This window comes from Stenotrophomonas sp. YJH_SMC_54 (assembly GCF_059368435.1).
Window position 1 is genome coordinate 1 of sequence record NZ_JCAFRS010000015.1, and the last position, 20573, is coordinate 20573.

The 20573-nt window shown below is 68.2% G+C and carries 10 protein-coding genes; 5 read left to right on the forward strand and 5 right to left on the reverse strand.

The window, feature by feature from the left end; translation table 11 throughout:
• Nucleotides 1–553: 553 nt before the first annotated feature.
• The 5 genes from bioC to bioB form a co-directional block, all read right to left on the reverse strand.
• On the reverse strand, nucleotides 554–1438 hold the full coding sequence (bioC, locus tag AC5P5S_RS15345; RefSeq protein ID WP_062605424.1) for a malonyl-ACP O-methyltransferase BioC: 885 nt from the start codon (nucleotides 1436–1438) through the stop codon (nucleotides 554–556).
• Between the two features lie 12 nt (nucleotides 1439–1450).
• A complete protein-coding gene (locus AC5P5S_RS15350) occupies nucleotides 1451–2230 on the reverse strand; it encodes an SDR family oxidoreductase (protein ID WP_049418756.1) in 780 nt (259 codons plus the stop codon).
• Nucleotides 2231–2259: 29 nt separating this feature from the next.
• Complete coding sequence (gene bioH / locus AC5P5S_RS15355; protein WP_012481536.1) at nucleotides 2260–3039, reverse strand: pimeloyl-ACP methyl ester esterase BioH; 780 nt, start codon at nucleotides 3037–3039, stop codon at nucleotides 2260–2262.
• A 17-nt stretch (nucleotides 3040–3056) separates the two neighbouring features.
• Nucleotides 3057–4280 carry an 8-amino-7-oxononanoate synthase gene (gene bioF / locus AC5P5S_RS15360; protein WP_049397995.1) on the reverse strand — a complete coding sequence of 408 codons (1224 nt, stop codon included), beginning with the start codon at nucleotides 4278–4280 and terminating at the stop codon, nucleotides 3057–3059.
• Between the two features lie 67 nt (nucleotides 4281–4347).
• Nucleotides 4348–5391: a biotin synthase BioB gene (gene bioB / locus AC5P5S_RS15365; protein ID WP_062605425.1), complete on the reverse strand. Its 1044-nt coding sequence runs from the start codon at nucleotides 5389–5391 to the stop codon at nucleotides 4348–4350.
• A gap of 204 nt (nucleotides 5392–5595) precedes the next feature.
• On the opposite strand from bioB, the gene AC5P5S_RS15370 reads away from it, so the two are divergent.
• From AC5P5S_RS15370 to AC5P5S_RS15390, 5 genes are all read left to right on the forward strand, one after another.
• Nucleotides 5596–6921: a chloride channel protein gene (locus tag AC5P5S_RS15370; RefSeq protein ID WP_062605427.1), complete on the forward strand. Its 1326-nt coding sequence runs from the start codon at nucleotides 5596–5598 to the stop codon at nucleotides 6919–6921.
• 149 nt (nucleotides 6922–7070) lie between these two features.
• A complete protein-coding gene (locus AC5P5S_RS15375) occupies nucleotides 7071–8240 on the forward strand; it encodes an L-dopachrome tautomerase-related protein (RefSeq protein ID WP_062605833.1) in 1170 nt (389 codons plus the stop codon).
• 88 nt (nucleotides 8241–8328) lie between these two features.
• A complete protein-coding gene (locus tag AC5P5S_RS15380) occupies nucleotides 8329–9018 on the forward strand; it encodes a ComF family protein (protein WP_062605429.1) in 690 nt (229 codons plus the stop codon).
• A 256-nt stretch (nucleotides 9019–9274) separates the two neighbouring features.
• Nucleotides 9275–10957 (forward strand): ShlB/FhaC/HecB family hemolysin secretion/activation protein, encoded by a 1683-nt coding sequence (locus AC5P5S_RS15385; protein WP_231098187.1) that lies wholly within the window; start codon nucleotides 9275–9277, stop codon nucleotides 10955–10957.
• A gap of 86 nt (nucleotides 10958–11043) precedes the next feature.
• The coding region (locus AC5P5S_RS15390; protein WP_495205343.1) for a hemagglutinin repeat-containing protein at nucleotides 11044–20573 on the forward strand (9530 nt) is incomplete at its 3' end.

The following is a 20573-nucleotide window of genomic DNA, read 5'->3' on the forward strand; positions in this document are numbered from 1 at the left end:
GCATGCGGTAGTGCTGGCCGCTGGCCGGCAGATGCCCATCATGGAATCGTGAGGTTGCCGGCCAGCGGCCGGCACTACCAGACGATCAGGTCTGCTTGCGGCGGATCGGAATCGCCGACACCGCCCGAATTTGGTGGGTGCCGACCTTGGTTGGCGCCATCTGTCAGATCGCGATGCTGCCGGCACTGTGCCGACCAAGGGCGGCACCCACCAGAGCGATTCGCGTATGGCGTGGCATTTGGTAGTGCCGGCCGCTGGCCGGCAGATGCCCCCCATGGAATCGTGAGGTTGCCGGCCAGCGGCCGGCACTACCAGACGATCAGGTCTGCTTGCGGCGGATTGGAATCGCCGACACCGCCCGAACTTGGTGGGTGCCGACCTTGGTCGGTACAACCTGTCAGATCGCGATGCTGCCGGCACTGTGCCGACCAAGGTCGGCACCTACCAGAGCGATTCGCGTATGGCGTGGCATGCGGTAGTGCCGGCCGCTGGCCGGCAGATGCCCACCAGGGAATCATGAGGTTGCCGGCCAGCGGCCGGCACTACCAGACGATCAGGTCTGCTTGCGGCGGATTGGAATCGCCGACAGCGGCACCGAGGCGACGTCATGCCCGCCTTCGCGGATCGGCGCGCCCGGGTCCGGTGCCCAGGCGTGGGCATAGATCACTTCCCAGCTGCTGGGCAGCTTGCCGTCGGCGCGCCGCATCGGCTCGTACGCCGCCGCCGCCGCCGCGAAACGGCCACGCCCGGTCAGTGTGTGGCGGCGGTCCACCCGCGCGTTGGTCGCACCCATCGCGCGCAGCTCGCGCATCAGCGAGGGCAGGTCGTCGTAGGTCAGGGTGAACAGATCGCGGTCCAGCACCGGGTCGCGGAAGCCGGCCATCATCAGCGCGTCGCCGAACTGGGCGATCTGCGCGAAGCGGCTCACGTGCGGACGATCATCGGCGGCGGCGAACGCTTCGTTGAGTTCCACCAGGGTTTCCGGGCCGAAGGTCGAGCACAGCAGCAGGCCCCCGGGCTTGAGCACGCGACGGAATCCGGCGAACACCGCCGGCAGGTCGTCCACCCACTGCAGGCACAGGTTGCTGAAGATCACATCCACGCTGTTGTCGGCCAGCGGCAGCGCGGCGGCATCGCCGCACAGGCGCTGGAACGGCTTCCACCACCCGGCTTGGCGCTTGGCCTGGTCCAGCATCGGCAGCGCCACATCCAGCGCGATCACCTGCGCCTTCGGCCAGCGCTTCTTCATCAACGCGCTGGCATGGCCGGTACCCGCGCCGATGTCCAGCACCACCTCGGGCTTGCGTGCCTCCAGGTAGTCCAGCGATTCGATCAGCCGCGACTGCACCTCGCGCTGCAGGGCGGCGGCGGCGTCGTAGCTGCTGGCGGCACGCGCGAACGCGCGGCGGACGTGGCGGGCATCGAAGTGGGACGGCATTGCGAAAGTCTCTTAGAACGTACCGGGGTAGGCGCCGCCGTCGATCAGCAGGTTCTGCCCGGTGAGGTAACCGGCCTGCGCACTGCACAGGAAGGCGCAGGCGGCGCCGAACTCGTCCGGCGTGCCGAAGCGGCCGGCGGGAATCTGCTGGCGGCGGCGTTCGGCCACTTCGCCAGCATCGCCGTCCTTGCCCGCACTGTGGGCGAAGTTGGCGCGCAGGCGGTCGGTGTCGAACTGGCCGGGCAGCAGGTTGTTGATGGTGACGTTGTGGGCCACGGTGCGGCGCGACAGGCCGGCGACGAAACCGGTCAGGCCACTGCGCGCGCCGTTGGACAGCGCCAGGATGTCGATCGGGGCCTTCACCGCCGACGAGGTGATGTTGACGATGCGGCCGAAGCCGCGCTCGATCATCGCGTCGACGGTGGCGCGGATCAGCGCGATCGGCGCCAGCATGTTGGCGTCCAGCGCGGCGATCCAGTCGTCGCGCTCGAAACTGCGGAAATCACCGGGCGGCGGACCACCGGCGTTGTTGACCAGGATGTCCACCTGCGGGCATGCGGCCAGTGCCGCAGCACGGCCGGCCTCGGTGGTGACATCGGCGGCGACCGCGCGCACCTCGGCGGCGCCGGGCACGGCACGCAGTTCTTCAGCGGCGATCTGCAGTGCAGCCTCGCCACGGGCCACGATCACCACGTTGACGCCCTCGCGCACCAGCGCACGCGCGCAGCCCAGGCCCAACCCCTTGCTGGCGCCGCAGACCAGTGCCCAGCGGCCGTTGATGCCCAGATCCATGCGTCAGTCCTGCGGAATTTGGAAGGTGCTCATTGTCCGCCATCAGCCGGCGACAGGGCGGCAACGAAGTGTTGCAGGGCGGCGGCCACTTCGTCGGCATGGCCAAGGAACGGCGCGTGGCCGCCGTGGGCGATGGTCAGCGCCTGCGCACCCGGGGCCAGTGCTGCGGCGGCCTGCATCGCCACCGGAGACACCAGCCGGTCACGCTGGCCGGCGATCCACAGGCTGGGCTTGCCCAGCGTTGGCAGTGCGCCGCGCAGGTCAGTGCTTTCGAGCAGGCGCAGGCCTTCCAGCAGGGCGCGTTCGGTGGGCGCACCGCGCTCGACCAGGCGCTGGCGCAGCGTGCGCAGCTCCTCGCGGGCGTGCGCCGAACCCATTACGTCCAGCGCGAGGAAGCGTTCCAGCGTGCCGCCGAAGTCGGTCGCCAGCTCGCGGCCGAATTGCTCGAACACCGCCGGCTCCACCGCGTGCGGCCAGTCTTCGCCTCGCACGAAGCGCGGCGTGGCGGCGATCATCGCCAGCCCGCGCACCTTTGGCAGCGTGGCCGCCGCGTGCAATGCGAACAGGCCGCCCAGTGACCAGCCGCACCACACCGCCGGCGGCGTAGCCGCGGCAATGGCACCGACCACGAACGGCAGGCGCAGCGGCGTGGTGTCCTCGCGGCTGTGCCCATGGCCGGGCAGGTCGACCAGGTGCAGGGTGAACTGGTCCGCAAGCCGCTGCACCAGCGGCGCGAACACGCCGCCCTGCAGGGCCCAACCGTGGATCAGCACCAGGTCCGGCCCACGGCCGGTGACGTCAATATGCATGGGCAACGACACGGAACTCAGGCAAAGACAGGCAGCGGCGGTGGCGCGGCTTCACGCACGGCCAGGGCCACGCGTTCGCGCGCGCTGGCGATGGCCTCGACCAGCCCCCGCACCTGTTCCGGCGTGTGCAGCGCAGACAGTGTCACCCGCAGGCGCGCCTTGCCTTCCGGCACGGTCGGCGGGCGGATCGCACCGACCAGCCAGCCGGCCTGTTCCAGCGCCGTGGACATGGCCACGGCGGTGTGGTCATCGCCGCAAAGCAGCGGTTGGATCGGCGTGTCCGAAGCCATCAGGTCCAGCCCATGGCGGCGTGCTTCGCTGCGGAACAACGCGATCAGGTCGGTCAGTTTGGAACGGCGCCAGTTGTCCCTGCGCGCCAGGCGCACCGCTTCAAGCGCAGCGGCGGCCATCGCCGGTGGCACGGCGGTGGTGTAGATGTACGGGCGTGCGGTCTCGGCCAGATGCTCGATCAGGTCGTCGCGGCCCAGCACCAGTGCACCGGAACCGCCCAGTGCCTTGCCCAGCGTGACCAGCTGCAGCGGCACATCGTCCACGCCCAGTCCGGCGGCGGCCACGGCACCACGGCCATCACCGACCACGCCTACACCGTGCGCATCATCCACATAGAACAGCGCCTGCTGCAGGCGTGCCACAAGCGACAATGCACGCAGCGGTGCGATGTCGCCATCCATGCTGAAAACACCATCGGTGGCCAGTATTGCCGCGCCATCGGGCGCATGCTTGAGCTGACGCATTGCGCCTTCCGCATCCAGATGCGGATAACGGCGCAGGCGTGCACCGGCCAACCGGGTGGCATCGAGCAGGCTGGCGTGGTTGAGCTTGTCCTGTACGCAGACATCGTTCTCTTCGCTCAGCAGCGCCTGCTGCACCGCCAGGTTGGCGGCGAAGCCACTGCCGAACAGCAGCGCACGCGGATAGCCAAGCCATTCGGCCACCTCGCGTTCCAGCGCCTCATGCAGGGCATGATGGCCGCAGACCAGGTGCGAGGCACCTGCGCCAGCGCCTTCGCGTGCGGCGGCGTCCTGCAGCGCGTTGACCACGCTGAACTGCTGGGCCAGGCCGAGGTAGTCGTTGCTGCAGAAGCCGGTCAGCCACTGGCCGTCCACTTCCAGGCGCACGCCATCGCGACGGGTGACCGTGCGTCGCGGGCGGCGACGGCCTTGGGCATCGCGCAGGGCGCGCTGGGCGTGGAGGCGGGCGGTCAGGTCGGGGCGGGCCATGGTGGCTGAATGCGTCGACGGGGCGGCTAGGGTAGCGCGTTGCCGCGGCGCCTGCTTGCGGCCCGTCTCAGGCCGCGTGAGCGCAGCCACAGCCGGGCGTATCGGCACTGATATCGGCGTGCACGGTGCCGCCGTGGTCATGGCCCTCGGCATCCACCTGCACCGCCATCGGCTGCAGGCCCAGCCGGGCGAACAAAGCCAGGTCGCGCTCGCTCTCCGGGTTGCCGGTGGTCAGCAGTTTGTCGCCGCAGAAGATCGAGTTGGCACCGGCCAGGAAACACAGTGCCTGCAGTTCGTCACTCATCGCCTCGCGCCCGGCCGACAGCCGCACCATCGAGCGCGGCATGGCGATGCGCGCCACTGCAATCATGCGCACGAACTCGAACGGGTCCAGCTCGGCACTGCCATGCAGCGGCGTGCCCGCCACCTGTACCAGCTTGTTGATCGGCACCGAATCGGGATGTGCCGGCAGCGAGGCCAGCGCCAGCAGCAGGCCGACGCGCTGCGCGCGCGTCTCGCCCATGCCGACGATGCCACCGCAGCAGGTCTTCAGGCCGGCATCGCGCACGTGCTCCAGCGTATCCAGACGGTCCTGGTACTGGCGCGTGTGGATGATCGAATCGTAGTAGTCAGGCGCGGTGTCGAGGTTGTGGTTGTAGTAGTCCAGGCCCGCATCCTTCAGCGCACGCGCCTGCTCGCCGCTGAGCATGCCCAGCGTGGCGCAGGTCTCCAGCCCCAGTGCCTTCACCCCGGCGATCATCGCCGCCACCTTCGGAATGTCGCGGTCCTTCGGCGATCGCCACGCGGCGCCCATGCAGAAGCGCGATGCACCGGCGGCCTTGGCCTGGCGCGCCTTGGCCAGCACCGCGTCGGTCTCCATCAGCTTCTGCGCGTTCACCCCGGTGCTGTAGCGCTGCGCCTGCGGGCAGTACGCGCAGTCTTCCGGGCAGCCTCCGGTCTTCACCGACAACAGCGTGGACACCTGCACCTGCGCCGGATCGAAGTGCTCGCGGTGCACCGCGGCGGCGCGGAACAGCAGCTCGGGAAACGGCAGATCGAACAGCGCCTGCAGTTCGTCGTGTTGCCAGTCGTGGCGGATGGCAGCAGCCATGGCGGGACCTTGGATACGTGTGGAGCGAGGGCGGCAGTGTGGGTGGGCGCGGGGAGGCTGTCAACCATCTGTATTTTAATTTGGTTTACGGATCGTTGGTGCAATAGAGCATCGAGCGAAGCGCCGCATTTCACCGCATGCTGCAAGGCGTCCAGCCACAGTGCCTGCTGCACAACGTAAGTGCTGGCGCGCAGACTCTTTCCCATGTTTGATCTTTACCGCCTTCGTGGCCGCATCACCGCGCTGGTCCTCAGCGAGGCCTGGCGCCGCCGCGCCGCGCTGTGGGGCGGCGCGGTGGCCGTGGCACTGGTGGCGATCCTGTTTGCCAAGGCCAGCGATGCGGCCTTCCATCTGTTCCAGCGCATCACCTCGCACTCGCCGTGGTGGGCCCTGCTGCTCACGCCGGGCATCTTCGCGCTGCTGGCCTGGCTCACTTCCGGCGTGCTGAAGCCCACGCGGGGCAGCGGCATTCCGCAGGTCATCGCTGCGCTGGACAAGGCTGATGAGCCGTTCCGGAAAACCAACCTTTCCCCAGCGGTTTCGGCCGGCAAGCTGCTGCTGACCTCGCTGTCGCTGCTGGGGGGCGCATCGGTCGGGCGCGAGGGGCCCACCGTGCACGTAGGCGCCAGCCTGATGTATCTGTTCGGCCGCTGGTTCGGCTTCAAGGATCCCCGCGAGCTCTCGCATTTCCTGTTGGCCGGTGGCGCTGCTGGTATTGCGGCGGCGTTCAACACGCCGCTGGCCGGCATCGTCTTCGCCATTGAGGAGCTCAGCGGCCGTTTCGAACATCGCTTCTCCGGCACGCTGTTGACCGCGGTGATCGTCGGTGGCGTGGTATCGCTCGGTCTGTTGGGCAATTACACCTACTTCGGCCATGTGAGCGCGCGTCTGCCGCTCGGCCAGGGCTGGCTGGCGATCCTGCTGTGCGGCGTGGTGGCGGGCCTGCTGGGCGGGCTGTTCGCACGTGCGGTACTGGCCAGCGCGGCGGGCCGTCCGCGTTGGCTGGGGCAGCTGCGGCAGCGGCATCCGGTATTGCTGGCCGCGGGCTGCGGCCTGGTGGTGGTCGTGCTGGCCCTGGTGTTCGGCGAAGGCGCGTTCGGCACCGGTTACGAACAAGCGCGCAGCCTGGTGCAGGGCCAGGCGCTGGTCGGCCATGAGTTCGGGTTGATGAAGCTGCTGGCCAACCTGGCCTCGTACGTGGCGGGCATTCCCGGTGGCCTGTTCTCACCTGCGTTGGCGGTCGGCGCGGGACTCGGCCACAACCTGTCAGTGCTGATGCCGGGCGTGGACCCGCGCGCGTTCGTGTTGCTGGGCATGTGCGCCTACCTGACCGGTGTGACCCAGGCGCCACTGACCTCGGCGGTGATCTCGCTGGAGCTGACCGACAGCGGCGATCTGCTGCTGCCGATTCTGGCCACGGTGCTGATCGCGCGTGGTGTGTCCGGGCTGGTGTGCCGCGTGCCGATCTACCGCGGGCTGGCGGAGTTGTTGATGGCGCCGCACGCAGAATCAGCTGATAGGCATCGCTGATTACCTTGATCGACAGGATCAATCAGGCCGCAATCTTCACTTTTGCAGTGAAGCTGATTCCGCGTTGCACCGTCTACCCGATGCCACGCGCGACGCAGAAGATGCGTCCACGCCGGGGCTGCCCCCGGACCTGCATCGAGAGCGCGACCATGATCAACTGCCGTATCCGCCGCCTGGCGGCCGCCGTCCTGGCGCTGGCCAGTTCCCCCGCGCTGGCGATGTCCGGCGCGCCCCTGCTGCCCAGCGAGCGCAGCATCGGTACCCTTGAACCGGTGGCGCGTTTCGAAGGTGCCATGCCTACCAGCGTGGCGGTATCTGAAACCGGGCGGATCTTCGTCAATTTCCCGCGCTGGGGCGATGAGGTGGCCTACAGCGTGGCCGAATGGCGCGACGGCCGCGCCGTTCCCTATCCGGATGCGCGCATCAACCGCAAGGACGGTCCCGATCCGGCGGCTCATTTCATCAGCGTGCAGAGCGTGGTGGCCGATGGCCAGGGCCGGTTGTGGGTGCTGGATACCGCCGCGCCCGGGTTCTCTGCGCCACAGGCCGGCGGTGCCAAACTGGTGGCGATCGACCTGGTCACCAACACCGTGGCCAGGACGCTGGTGTTCCCGGCCAACGTCATCGACGCGCGCACCTATGTCAACGATGTGCGCTTCGATTTCCGTGTTGGCCGCGAGGGCGTGGCCTACGTGACCGACTCGTCGCTGAGCGGTATCGGCGGCATCATCGTGATCGACCTCGCTACTGGCGCCGCGTCCAAGCGCCTGGTCGGCCACGTGTCCACCTCGGCCGATCCCGCCTTCGTGCCGATCGTGGAAGGGCGGCAGATGCGGCTGCGTAACGCCGATGGTTCGTCGGCGCCGTTCACCGTGGCCGCCGATGGCATCGCCCTGTCGCCCGATGGCGGCACCCTGTTCTACACACCCTTGTCCAGCCGTCATCTGTACAGCGTGCCGACCGCGCTGCTGCGCGACCCGAAGCTGAGTGAAGCGGAACTGGCGGCAGCGGTGGTCGACCTGGGCGACAAGGGCGCCTCCGATGGCATGGAGATGGACGCCAACGGGCGGTTGTATGCCAGCGACTACGAGCACAACGCCATCCATGCCCGCGACGCGCAGGGGCGATGGACGACGGTGGTGCACGACCCGCGCATCCTGTGGCCGGATACGCTGTCGATGGGGCCGGACGGCTATCTGTACTTCACCGCCAACCAGCTGCATCGACAGGCCGGCTTCAATGGTGGCGTGGATCGCCGGCAGACGCCGTACATGGTGTATCGCACGCGTGTGGATGCGAAGCCTGCGCCAACGCGGTGAAGTGCTCCATAAACGGGTAAAGATGCCTACAGGTCAAGGAGCGTGCGTCTGATGGCCTCGGGGCACCGGCGCGTTCACGCTGTAGCGCATGCCGGCCCTGTTCAAGTCCACTCGCCTCCTGCAGGCGGCACTTCGCGTGGTGCTACCGCTGCGCTGCCTGGTCTGTGGCGAGCCGGGCCACGATGAACTTGACCTGTGCCGCGCCTGCTTTGCCGAACTGCTCTGGGCCGGTCGTGCCTGCCTGCGCTGCGCACTCCCGCTACCCGGGAACGCCCTGATCGTCTGCGGTATATGCCGCGACGAGGTACCGCCGCAGTCCGCCACGCATGCCAGCCTGCTGTACCTTCCACCCGTCGATCAGCTGCTGGTGCGCTACAAGTTCCATCAGGATCTGGCGGCAGGTCGCCTGCTTGCGCAGCTGATGCAGCGCGCACCACCGCCCTGGTCGTGCGCGCCGCTGGTGCCGGTGCCGCTGCATGGGCGGCGCCTGCGCCAGCGCGGCTACAACCAGGCCGCCGAACTGTGCCGGTTGCTGCCGATGCCGGTCTGGCAGGGCCTCTACCGGCGCCGCCACACCGCGCCGCAGTCCGAGCGCAGCGCAGAACAGCGCAGGGACAACCTCTTTGACGCATTCGGCACGCGCTTGTCGCCGCCGACACGGCTGACCGTGGTGGACGATGTGATGACCACCGGCAGCACAGTGATGGAAATCGCCGAGACGTTGCGGCTGGCCGGTGCCAGGGACGTGCGTGTATGGGTGTGCGCACGGGTGCCGTAACGGCCGCAGCGATTGACGACGTATGACGGCTGCTGAAGGATGCCCATCTTTCAGCGTGTGGTGCTCGACTGCGTCGCCGCAATGGGTACACGGATGCAAAGACCCTAAAGTTCCGCGCACTCCCGCCGATAGCGGTTGGCGGTCGAGTCGGTGCTGGCCGCATGTTCTCTCTGCACGATGTCTGTTCACAGCCCCAGGTCTGTACCAATGCTGGACAAGGAAGTCGTTGATGGGTAACAGAAAAGCAGGATGCGGCGTGCGTGCCGTTCTGGGCACCGCGGGACTGTTGTGGATCGGCGTCGTGCATGCACAGTCGGCCAGTCCCTCGTTCGCCGAGCAGCAGGAACTGCGCGAACGCGCCGAGCGCGAGGCGCGCGAGCGTGAGCAGCGGCAGGCATTGCCGGATGTATCACGCGAACAGCCGGCCGCTGCCACCGATCTGCATTCGCTGGAACTGCCGGACGAAGAACCGTGCTTCACCCTGCAGCAGCTGCAGCTTGACGGCGCGCATCTGGGGCAGTTCGCGTTCCTGCAGCGCTATCTCGACCGCTACCGTGGCCGCTGCGTGGGCCAGCAGGGCATCGCGCTGATCGTGCGGCGTGCCTCGGATCTGGCGCTGGGCAAGGGCTACGTGACCACCCGCATCGGCCTGCCTGAGCAGAGCCTGGGCAGCGGAACCCTGCGCCTGCAGCTGGTGCCGGGCGTGATCCGGCAGATCCGCTTCAACGCGGAAGAGGTACCCGATTCGATGTGGAAGAGTGCGTTTCCCGCGCGGCCGGGGGACGTACTCAATCTGCGCGCGTTGGAACAGGGCCTGGAGCAGCTCAAGCGCGTTCCGTCGCAGGATGTGAACATGGAACTGGTGCCGGGCGAGGCGCCCGGCGAGTCGGACGTGGTCATCAGCATCCGCCACGGCAAGCGATGGCGTGCCTCGGTGTCGCTGGATGATGCCGGCAGCCGTGCGACCGGAAAGCAGCAGGTCGGCGCGACCGCGTGGGTAGACAACCTGGCTCGCGTCAACGACCTGCTCAGCATTGGCGTCAGCAGCGACGGCAGTGCCGACAAGGGCCGGGGTACCCACGGCTTCAATGCATCGTGGTCGGTGCCGCTGGGCAACTGGCGTTTCAGCACCAGCACCTACAGCTCGCGCTACAAGCAGACCATCGCCAGCAACGCCGACACGTTCGCCAGCACCGGCACCTCCAGCAACGTCGACCTGGCCGTGGAACGGCTGCTGGTGCGTGGCCAGAGCTACCGCAGCGGCATCGAGCTGCGCGTGGCGCAACGGTCGTCGCACAGCTACGTGGAAGGCGTGGAGATCGAAGGCCAGCGCCGGCGTACCACCTCGGTCGAGCTGGCGCTGCTGCACCGCCAGTACCTGGGGCGGGTCCAGGCAGATATCCGCCTGGCGCACCGCCGCGGCGTGCCGTGGCTGGGAGGCGATGATGACGCCGTGGGCCGTGATGACCTGGCGCCGACGTTCCGCTATGGGCTGACCACGCTGGATATCGGCGCCGGTGGCGCCCTGACATCCGGGCCGCGTCCGCTGGCATGGAACACCGCGCTCCGCTACCAGTGGAGCAAGGACACGCTGTACGGCTCGGAGTTCATCAGCGTCGGTGGCCGCTATACCGTCAACGGCTTCGACGGCGAGGTGCCACTCGGCGGCAGCCGTGGCGGCTACTGGCGCAACAGCATCAGCTGGATGGCACATCGCGCCATCGCGCCCTATGCGGGCATCGATATCGGCCACATCGAGCGCGACGACCGCCAGGGTATCGGCGGCGGAACCCTCAGCGGCGCCCACCTGGGTGCACGTGGCGAGCTGGGCGGATTGGCGTGGGATGGCTTCGTCGGCGTACCGATGAGCCGCCCGGCGTGGCTCAAGCATGAGGCACGCGGTCACGTGATCGGATTCCGCGCGTCCTGGCAGTTCTGATTCGACTGGAAGCACCGTCGCCGCGTGGCGACGTGATCGGGTTGTTGTGTGTGCAGTTCCCCCCTGGGTTGATGGAAGCACCTGGCATGAAGAACGTATTCCGCAGTCTGTCCCTGTCCGCTTCGGGCGCCGGTTGGGCCACGCGCCTGCGCACCGCGATGGCGAGCGCCACCCTGGCATTGGCGTTCCTGGCCCCGGGCAGCTCGTTTGCCCAGGTGCAGGTACAGGCCGGCGAGCAGGCGCGGGCCGACCAGGCGGCGAACGGCGTGCCGGTCATCCAGATCAACCGGCCCAACGCGGGCGGCGTATCGCACAACCGCTTCCAGGACTACAACGTCGGGCGCGAGGGGCAGATCCTCAACAACAGCGCGAGCACCGTGCAGACCCAACTGGGTGGCTACATCCAGGGCAACGGCAACCTGCAGCCGGGCCAGTCGGCACGATTGATCCTCAATGAGGTGACATCCACCAATGCATCGCGCCTGCAGGGCCACATCGAGGTGGCGGGGCGCTCGGCGGCGGTGATCGTCGCCAACCCCAATGGCATCACCTGCGATGGCTGCGGCTTCATCAATACCACCCGTGGCACGCTGACCACCGGCACCCCGGTGTTCGGCAACGATGGCAGCCTGTCTGCGTTCCGGGTGTCGCGCGGAACGATCCGCCTGGAAGGCAACGGCCTGGATGCCGGTAACCTGGAAGGCGTCGACCTGCTGGCCCGCGCGGTGCAGCTCAACGCGGGCCTTTGGGCGCGCCAGGTGAACGTGGTCACCGGCGCCAACCAGATCGATGCCCAGACCCTGGCGACGCAGGCGATCACCGGAGAAGGCGAACGCCCGCAGTTCGGCCTGGATGTTGCCGCCCTCGGGGGCATGTATGCAGGCAAGATCCGGTTGGTCGGTACCGAGGCCGGCGTGGGCGTGCGCAGCACGGGCCAGATGGTGGCCGACGCAGGCGACTTCATCCTGACCCAGGCCGGCGATGTCCGCCTGAGCGGACGCACGGCGGCCGCAGGCCGCCTGCAGATCGAAACCGACGGTGACCTGAAGGCCGACGGTACCCAGTACGCGCAGGGAGATCTTCAGATCCGTGCCCGGCAGGCGTCGCTTGCCGGTTCGACGTCGGCGGGCGCTGCGTTGGCCGTACGCGCCAACCAGAATCTGGACCTGGCCGGCAGCGCGCAGGCCGCACAGATGCAGCTGGACGCCGGTGGCACGCTGACCCTGGCTGACACGGTGAAGAGCGCGGGCAGCATCGCGCTGGCTGCCGCGCAGGTGCAGAACCGTGCACAGGTGACCGCAGGTGCCGGGCTTGCCGTGCGCGCCGACACGCTGGCGCATGACAAGGGCGCGCGCCTGGGCGCACAGGTGCTGGACGTGCAGGCCCGCCAGGTGGACAACGCCGGCCTGCTGCTGGGCAACCAGGGCGTACGGATGCAGGCCGCGCAGCTGCACAACGCCGGCCAGCTGTACAGCGACGCCGACGTCGAACTCGATGCGGCCAGCATCGACAACGAGGGCATCATCGGTGCCGGTGCCAACCTGCGTGCAGCGGCCGACCGCATCACCCAGCTGAAGGGTGCCGAGCTGTCTGCGGGCGGGCTGCTGAAGGTCCAGGCGCGCCAGCAGCTGGACAACGCCGGACGCATCCTCTCCGAGCAGGCGCTGGAACTGTCTGCCGGCGGCGTGGACAACCAAGGCACCCTTGAGGCCCGCCAGGCCACGCTGACGGTCGATCGTCTGCGCAACAGCGGCACGCTGCAGGCGGTGGACCTGCTGGCATTGAAGTCCAACGCACGCATCGACAATGACACCACCGGCAGCATCCAGGGGGGCAAGGGCCTGCAGGTCGACGCCGATGTGCTGGACAACGCCGGCATCATCGGCAGCGCAGCCGATGCCCGTCTGTCCGTTGCCACGCTCGACAACCGCAACCGGCTTGAAGCCGGCGGCACCCTGACCCTGCAGGGCGGCGTCCTGCACCAGCAGGCGGCCGCCACGGCGCTGGCACGCGTGCTGGCCGTGGACGTGCAGAAGGTCATCAACGACGGTCGCCTGCATGGCCAGCAGGCAATGGACCTGCGCGCCACTGAGCTGAGCAACAGTGGCGTGATCTACGGTCGTGACCGCTCACAGCTGCGCACCACCACATTGGACAATGCCGGCGTGATCGCCAGCGATGGCGCGCTTGACGTGCGCACCGACGCGCTGCACAACCGCGCCGGCGGCAACCTGTCCAGTGCGCAGTCGCTGCAGCTGGATGCGGTGACGCTGGACAACGCCGGCAACGTGTTCGCCAAGGGAGCACTGACGGCCAAGGCCGATGTGATCGACAACCGTGGCGACCTCTATGGCGCCGGCGATGTCGATGTCACCGTGCGCGATTCGCTGGACAACCAGGGCAGCCTGGTGGCCGGCCAGACGTTGCAGGTGCGGGGCCGGACCCTGCGCAGCGAGGGTGAACTGGGCAGCGAGCGCGGCAACGTGCAGCTCAGCAGTGACCAGGCCCTGGTGCTGGGCGGGCGCACGTTGGCGGCCGGCACACTGACCGCGCACGCGGGCGGCAGCCTGGAGCAGTCGGGCAAGGTCTTTGCGCAGCAGGGCGTCGTGCTGTCCGCCGATGCCGGCGTGACGCTGAAGGGAACGATCGACAGCGCCGCTGATCTGCAGGTGCGCAGCGATGGCGACCTGGACAACCAGGCGGCGTTGTTCGCCAGCGGCGCGCTGTCGCTGCAGGCTGCGCAGGCACTGCGCACTGCGGCCGACGTTCAGGCGCGCACGTTCACGCTGCAGGCCGCCCAGGCCAGCAATCGCGGGCGCGTGCTGGCCTCGGGTGACATCGAATTGCGGGCGGGGCAGATCGACAACAGCGGCGTGATCGTGGCGGGCCTGCTGGCCGACGGCAAGGTCGGCAGCACCGGCAGCGTCACCCTTGATGCGCGTCAGCAGCTGCGCAACGCCGGCCAGATCAACGCCGGCCAGCAGGTTCACCTGCTGGGCGACAGCCTGCTGCTGGAGGGTGGCCAGGTCTGGTCCGGTGGCACCCTGCTGGCGCAGGCGCGCAGCGGTGAGTGGCGCAATATCGGCGGCAGCCTGACCGCCATCGGTCTGCTCGACCTGCGTGCCACCGACCTGCTGCGCAATGCGGGCAGCCTGCAGGGCACGCGCATCGGCCTGTTGGCGGCCGCGCTGGACAACAGCGCCGGCGAACTGCTGCAGACCGGCACCGATCCCTTTGAACTTGGCCTGACAGGTGCCCTGCGCAACACCGGCGGGCGCATCGCCGCCAATGCCGGCAGTGTCCACCTGAAGGCTGCGCAGCTGCTGAACCAGGGTGGCCGCATCGAGCATGCGGGCACGGGTGTGCTGAAGATCGAGACCGGCACGCTGGACAACAGCACTGCAGGCCTGATCGTCGGCAACGGCGAGGCGGACGTGGCCGTTGCCGGTCGCCTCGACAACAGCGGCGGTACGCTGACAGCGGGCACCGGTGCACGCGTAACCGGCACGGAGATCGTCAACACCGGTGGCAGGCTCGATGCTGGCGGCAACCTTACCGTGGACGCTGCCGGGGCATTGGACAACCGCACTGGCACCATCGTGCAGCGCGGCGCCGGCCAGCTGCAGGTGCTGGCCTCCCAGCTGGACAACAGCAATGGCCTGCTGGGCGCCGAGGGCAATGCGCGCGTGACCAGCCGCACGGGCGACCTGCGCAACGTGGATGGCAACCTGTACGCCCGCCAGGAACTCGCGCTCGACGTGGCCGGTGCGCTGGCCAACCAGCGTGGCCTGGTCCACGGCGGCACCTCGCTGGATCTGCAGATCCGCCAGGCACTGGACAACAGCCAGGGCAACATCGAAGCACAGGGCCCTGCGAACATCCGCGCTGCCTCAGTGGGCAACCGTGGCGGCCGCATCGTGGCCAACGGCACCGGGCAGCTGACGCTGGAATCAGCCGGTGCGCTGGACAACCGTGGCGGCACCCTGGGCAGCACCGGTGGTGCGCTGACGCTGACCGCAGGCAGCGTGGACAACCGCGCCGAAGGCGGCCAGGCCAAGCTGGTGGCCGGAACCGACCTGCGCCTGCAGACCGCATCGCTGGACAACGCCGGCAGCATGGTCCACGCCGCCAACACCCTGTACCTGGAGCGCGCAGGCGCACAGGTATTCAACGTTGGTGGCCAGCTCAGCGCAGGCAACCTGCTGCGCCTGGATCTTGCCGCGCTGGACAACAGCAACGGCCGGCTGCTCAGTCGCCAGAGCCAGCTGACGCTGGGCAGCCTGGCCAATGGTGGCGGCGAAATCAGCGCCTATGAAGCACTCGGCGCACGCCTGCAGGCCTTCAGCGGCATCGGCCGCCTGTTCGGCGGCAGCGAGCTGCGCCTGACGCTGGCGGGCGATTACGTGCATGGCAATGGCCAGCGCCTGGAGAGCAACGGGCTGCTGAAGCTGGACGTGGCCGGCGCACTGGTCAACCAGGGGCGCCTGGAGAGCAAGGGCACGCTTGAAGTCTCGGCGGCGCGGATCGAGAACACCGCTGGCGGGCAGTTCAACGCCACGGCAGGCAATGGCAGTGGTCGTGTCGCGCTGAGTACGGCCGGCGATTTCAGCAATGCCGGTCGCGTGGATGGCGATACGGTGGAGGTGTCGGCTGCCAACATCACCAACACCGGCACCGTGATGGGCAACGCGCTGGAACTGCGCGCCTCGCGCATCACCAACGGCCGCGACCTGGCCAACACGCTGGTCGCACGCGATTACAACGAAGGGCTGATGGCGGCCACCGGCCGCATCAACCTGTATGCCAACTACATCGACAACCTCGACGGCGAGCTCTTCAGCCTGGGCGACATCCGCCTGCAGGGCTGGAACGGCGGCAACGCCCAGCAGATCCGCAACCGTTCCGGGCGCATCCAGGCCGAGAACGATCTGATCCTGGCTGCACGGGGCGTGGCCAACGAGCGTCGTGTGCTGGTCACCCAGCACAAGGTCTACAGCGGCAACGAAGGCGCTGCCGACCCGGACAGCGGGACGTTCAGGGTCGACGGCATCGACGGCCCGGCACCGCCGGGCAAGCTGTGCCCGGGCGACTGTGCCGTGCTGGAAGTCTGGACCGAGCACAAGGACCTGGTGCTGGAAGGCACCACCGTCATCGCCGCCAGCGCGGCATCGCAGCTGATTTCCGGTCGCGACATGCAGATGACCGGCGGCTCGGTCGACAACCGGAACTCGGCCATCGCCGCCGGTCGCAACCTCTCGATCAACGGCCGCGGCTCATCCAACAGCGAAGACCCCAATGACTGGGCCGGCGTGGTCAACAACGAGGCGCTGGCCGGCTACAAGGTGGTCCAGCGTACGTCGACCATCGACTACACCTACCGCCCTTGCCCCAGCCGCTGCGACTTCGAGATCTATGGCGGCAGCCGCGCGCTGGGCACCAGCACGGTCACCAAGCAGGTCACGCTGGCCGGCGGCAATGCCAGCATCACCGCCGGCCGCAAGGTGCAGATCGAAGCGCGCGAGGTCAACAACGCCGTGGTCACCGCGCACAGCGGTGGCACACCGTTGGACGTTGCCGGTTGGCAGGGCAACAACGCCTACGCACCCGAACTGGGCCAGCAGCAGGGCGCCGGCGCGGTCGGCGGCAATGCTGGCGTACCGGGTGCACAGCAGGGCGTGGCCACCGGGCCTGCCAGCGCGCAGGCGCAGGGTGCGGGCACGGCCGGTGATACCGGCTCCCCGGGCCCTGGCCGTGTCACCCCGGTGCCGCCGCCGCAGGTGGTGGGCAGCCCGCAGAATCCGCTGCCGGGCCTGTCGCTGCCCAGTGGCGGCCTGTACACGGTCAATCCGGGCAACCAGCGCTGGCTGGTGGAAACCGATCCGCGCTTCGCCAATTTCGGGCAGTGGATCGGCTCGGACTACATGTTCCAGCGCCTGAACCTGGACCCGGACAAGCAGCTGCGTCGGATGGGTGACGACTTCTACGAGCAGCGCCTGGTGATGGAACAGATCACCGGCCTGACCGGGCGTCGCTACCTGGATGCCGACCAGGGCGATGGCATGGGCCAGTACCGCGCCATGATGGATGCCGGCGTGACCGAAGCCGCGCGCCAGCAGCTGAGCGTGGGCGTGGCGCTGTCGGCCGAACAGGTGGCCGCGCTCAACGAAGACATCGTGTGGATGGTCGCCCAGGAAGTGGACGGCCAGAAGGTGCTGGTGCCGGTGGTGTACCTGTCCCAGGCCACCGCCAACCGCCTGCAGCTGGGGGGCGCCGCCATCGCTGGCGAGTCGGTGGAGATCCGCGCCGGCAATGTGTCCAACCAGGGCATGATCCGCGCCGATGATCGATTGACCATCGATACCGGCAGCCTGCTCAACGATCGCGGTGGCATTTCCGCGGGCGGCAATGCCCGCATCACCGCCGTGGAGGACATCCTCAACAACAGCGGCCTGATCCAGGGCGGTAACGTGGCCCTGGTGGCCGGCCGTGACCTGAAGAGTGTCAGCGGCATCGACGTGGCCAGCATCCGCAGCGGCGGCAGCCTGGCGCTGGAAGCCGGACGTGACCTGGCACTGGTCGGTTCGCAGACCCGTGCCCGCGGCAACGCGGCGCTGGAGGCCGGCCGCGACCTCAATCTCACCACGCAGATGCAGGGTGATGGAAGCCTGCGTCGCACCACGCTGGACGTGGGCGGCGGCCTGTCGCTGGACGCCGGCCACGATCTGAACCTGACGGCAGTGACCGCCAAGGCCGGCGGCAGCGTCCATGCCACGGCCGGCAACGACATCAACCTCAACGCACTGACCACCACCGAACAGGGCGGCTGGGGCAGCAACCGCTACACGCGCGAAACCCTCAACGCCAGCGGCATCGAGGCCGGTGGCTCGCTGGGCATGCAGGCCGGGCAGGACGTGAACCTGCAGGCCGCGCAGCTGAAGGCCGGCGACGGCCTGGCCGTGGTGGCCGGGCGCGATCTCAACCTGCAGGCCGAAACCACCACCAACACCAGCCAGCAGCAGAGCCGTGGCAAGCGCTTCTCGCAGACCACGCAGAGCATGGACGAGACCGTGCACGGCACTTCGCTGCAGGCCGGCGGTGACATCGCGCTGGTGGCCGGGCGCGATGCCAACCTCACTGCCACGCAGGTCGGCAGCACCGACGGCGGCATCAGCATTGCCGCTACGCGCGACGTGAACCTGCTGGCGGCGCAGGAGGACCACAGCTGGGAGCAGGAAACCACGCGCAGGAAGAAGGGCCTGCTGTCGAGCAAGACCACCACCACTTACGACGCGACCCGGGACAGCCTGGTGGTGGGCACCACGCTCAGCGGCGAGACGGTGACCATCGGCGCCGGACGTGACGTCGTCGCGCAGGCGGCGCAGGTGGCTGCCACCGGTGATGTGGTGGTGGCCGCCACCCGCGACCTCACCATCGGCACGGCCACCTCCACGCACAGCGAAGAGCATGACAAGACCGTCAAGCGCTCGGGCGTGTTCGGCGGTGGTGGCTTCAACCTGACCATCGGCAAGAGCAAGCTGGAAAAGGGCCTGGAGATCGAGCAGAGCGCGCCACAGGGCAGCCTGATCGGCTCAACCGATGGCCGGGTCAACCTGAGCGCCGGCAACACGCTGCACATCACCGGTTCGGACGTGCTGTCGAAGACCGGTACGCAGCTGGTGGGCGGGCAGGTGGTGATCGACGCGGCACAGGGCACCACTGACGTACACCAGAGCACCAAGCAGAAGAGTGCCGGTATCAACGTCGGCCTGACCGGCGGTGTGGTGGATGCCGCCCTGGCCGCCTACGGTGCGGCCAAGGCGGCCGGCAATGCGCAGGATGACCGCCTGAAGGCGCTGTACGCGGTGCAGGCGGCCAATGCCGCCGCTGGCGTCGGCGGCGCCATGCAGCAAGGCGCTTCCGGCGCCACCGACGGCGTGAGCCTGCGCATCGGCATCGGCGCCTCCAGCTCCAGTGCCAGCCAGACGAGCCACGACCAGTCGGCGGTGGGCAGTACCATCCGTAGCCAGGGCGACGTCAGCATCGTGGCCACCGCCGGTGACCTGAGCATCATCGGCAGCCAGGTGAAGGGTGACAACGTGGCGCTGGCCGCGCGGGACAACATCACCCTGCGCAGCGAAGCGGAAGACCACACGCAGTCGTCGAAGAACAAGAGCGGCAGCGGTGAGATCGGCTTCAGCATCGGCGCGCAGACCGGTTGGTACGTGTCTGCCAGCACCGCCAAGGGCAAGGGCAGCGGCAACGGCACCACGCACGTCGAAACCGTGGTGGACGCCGACCGCAACCTGACCGTCATCAGCGGCAAGGACACCACGCTGCAGGGGGCCCAGCTGAGCGGCGACAAGGTGGTGGCCAGCATCGGCGGCAACCTGTCCATCATCAGCGAGCAGGACACCGACGACTACGCCAGCAAGCAGACCCAGGCTGGCGGCACCTTCGTGTACGGCAGCGGCGGCAGCGTCAACATCGGCCAGCAGAAGGTCGAGAGCCACCTGCGCAGCGTGCAGGAACAGAGCGGCATCGTTGCCGGCAACGGTGGCTTCGACATCACCGTGGGTGGCAACACGCACCTGGAAGGCGGCGTGATCGGCAGTACTGCCGATGCGTCGAAAAACCGCCTGGATACCGGCAGCCTGACCGTTGTCGACATCGAGAACGAATCCCGCGCCAAGACCAGTGGCGGTGGCATCGGCACCGGGATGAGCAGCGGTGGTGGCATCAGTAACCCGCTGGGGAGCGCGGCCGGCGCGGGGCTGAGCCTGCTGGGCGGCACCAAGAAGAATGACAGCAGTACCACGCGCTCGGACATCGCCGCCGGCACCGTGGTGGTGCGCGATGGCAATGAGAGCGCTTTGGCCGGTCTTGATCGGACCGCGACCGGCTTTGATACCGACAGCGCACTGTCGGCCGTTGACCTGCGCAAGATGCAGGAGCGTGCCGAGGTGATGCAGCTGGGTGGGCAGCTGCTGTTCAAGGGCGTGGGCGACCTGGGCGGCTACCTGAGCCAGAAGGCGGAGACCGAAGAAGGCAAGGCGTTCTGGGCCGACGGCGGCAACGGCCGCGCACTGCTGCACGGCATGGCCGGTGCGGCGATGGCCGCATTGGGTGGTGCGGATGCGCTGAACGGCGCGGTGAGTGCTGCCGGTGCGGAGAAGGCCAAGATCGCGATCTCGGAATTCCTCGAGAACAACAAGGGCAGCCTGAGCTGGGAGGACTACCAGTCGCTGATGGAAATCGGCAGCGCGATGGTGGGTGGGGCCCTGGGGGGAAGTACGGGCGCCAACATTGCCGTCACCGGGGATCGGTTCAATCGGCAGCTGCATCCGGATGAGGTGAAGTGGATCCGCTTCCATGCAGAGGAATTCGCCCGCGAGCAGAAGATCTCGAAGGAAGAGGCCTATCGCATCCTTCTTGTGGAAGCGGCTGCGTACGTTGACTCGAAAATACAGTCCGACCTGAGTGGAGTAGAAAACAACACTGACGCAATTGATTTCCTGCGCAAGAACCAGAACAAGTACGACTGGGGTACCGCGTTCGACAGCAGCGATCGGGACAACTTCTCTAAGTTCAGCGAAGAGCTTGGGCGCGAAACCGGCTA